We start from the raw sequence: 2113 nt of genomic DNA on the forward strand, positions 1-2113 counted from the left end.
AATAAAAATAAGAAAAATCATTTAATATAAAATATTTATTTAAAAGTTTAAAATAAAACAAAAATTAGAATAAACCTAGAAAAATAGAAAAGAAATTAAAATAAAAAAAAGCCAAAAGTTGTATTGAAATAACATTAAGGTGATAAATTATGTGTTAATCCAAATATTAACTACAACTTCTGGCTGTAAAAAGAAAAATTATGCATTTTCTTCTTTTTTAGCTTTTTTTGCCCTGTAATCATCAATAGCAGCACGTAAAGCATCACTAGCAAGGTTTGAACAGTGCATTTTGATTTTTGGTAATCCGTCTAAATCATATGCAACATCTTTCCTTGTAATTTTATATGCTTCATCTACAGTTTTACCAACTGCAATTTCAGTAATCATACTACTAGTTGCGATAGCTGCACCACATCCAAATGTTTTAAATTTAACATCCCTAATTACATCATTATCATCAACATCAATATAAAATGTCATTAAATCTCCACAAGTTGGATTTCCTACAGTAGCTTCACCACTAGGGTTTTCAATTACACCAGTATTTCTTGGGTGTGCAAAATGATCCATAACTTTATCACTATATTCTTCCATATTCTCACCTTCAATAATAAATAATAATCTATAAGTTTAAACAATACAATTTATTTTAATCAATTTATTTAACAATATCTAATTAGTATATTAAATATTAGATTTAATATACATCATAGCATCAATTTCAATATATTTTGAGTTTTTGTAATCCCATAATGGAGACATTTTCCTTAATCCATCAACCACTTCTTTAATAGAATCTACAACGTAGTCAGCATCTTCGTATTTATTCTCCATACCTAAAGATAATCTTAAAGAACCATGAGCTAATGCAGGTTCTAATCCAATTGCAGTTAATACATGAGAAGGTTCTAATTTTCTTGAAGAACAAGCAGAACCAGTTGCAGATTGAATTCCTTTAGCATCAAGTCTTAATAATAAAGATTCACCTTCAATACCTGAGAATCTTAAATGTACATTATTAGGTAATCTATGTTCTAAACTACCATTAACATATGCTTCAGGTATTTCTTCAGTTACTCTTTTAATAATCCTATCTCTAATTTTAGTTAAATGAGCATTGTTTTTCTCCATATCACGTTTAGCAATTTCACATGCTTTACCGAATCCAACAATACCTGGGACATTTTCAGTTCCTGAACGGAGACCTTTTTCTTGACCTCCACCGTGAATAAGTTTTTCTAATCTTACTCCTTTTTTAATAAATACTGCACCTACACCTTTAGGCCCATATAATTTATGTGAACTAATTGATAATAAATCAACATTTTGATCTTTTACATCAATTGGTACTTTTCCTGCACTTTGAACTGCATCAGTATGGAATAAAACACCATGTTTATGAGCAATTTCACCAATTTCTTTAATTGGTTCAATAGTACCAATTTCATTATTAGCATGCATAACAGTAATTAAAATTGTTTCTTTTTTAATTGCTTTTTCTAAAGCATCTAAATCTATAATACCTTCAGAATCTACTGGTACATATGTAACTTCAAAACCATATTTTTCTAAGAAATGACAAGTTTCCAATATAGCTGGATGTTCAATTGTAGTAGTAATTATATGGTTTTTAGCATTATCTTCAGTAGCTTTAGCATGTTGTTTTAAAGCAACACCTTTTAATACCATATTATCTGATTCAGTACCCCCACTTGTAAAAGTAATTTCATCAACATTAGCATTAATTAAATCTGCTACTTGTTCACGTGCATGATGTACTGCCCTTTGAGAAATTCTACCTAATTCATATAAAGTAGAAGCATTACCAAAATCTTTTTCAAAGTATGGTTTCATTTCTTCAAATACTTCATGATTTACTGGTGAAGTAGCTGAGTTATCCATATATATCATAAATTCTCCTCCTAATAATAACAAAATAATTTTGATCTTAATTCATATAATAAATATAACAGGTGTTATATTTTATAACTATAGTTATTATGAATTATCCTATATATAAATCTTTTTGTAAATTTTATTAAAAAATTTATAAAAAAGAAAATATATAACCCGTGTTATATTTTATAACTATGGTTATATTATATTTAATGAT

2 protein-coding genes are annotated in these 2113 nt (G+C 27.3%); both read right to left on the reverse strand.

Annotated elements, in window-relative coordinates; all coding sequences use genetic code 11:
• Positions 1-198: 198 nt before the first annotated feature.
• Entirely contained in the window at positions 199-594 is a 396-nt protein-coding gene (gene nifU / locus BGI41_RS07825; RefSeq protein WP_088540139.1) for a Fe-S cluster assembly scaffold protein NifU, read from the reverse strand.
• A 90-nt stretch (positions 595-684) separates the two neighbouring features.
• Positions 685-1908, reverse strand: a complete 1224-nt coding sequence (gene nifS / locus BGI41_RS07830; RefSeq protein WP_088540140.1) for a cysteine desulfurase NifS — start codon at positions 1906-1908, stop codon at positions 685-687.
• Positions 1909-2113: the final 205 nt, after the last annotated feature.

Source organism: Methanobrevibacter sp. 87.7, assembly GCF_002208625.1.
Lineage (GTDB): Archaea > Methanobacteriota > Methanobacteria > Methanobacteriales > Methanobacteriaceae > Methanarmilla.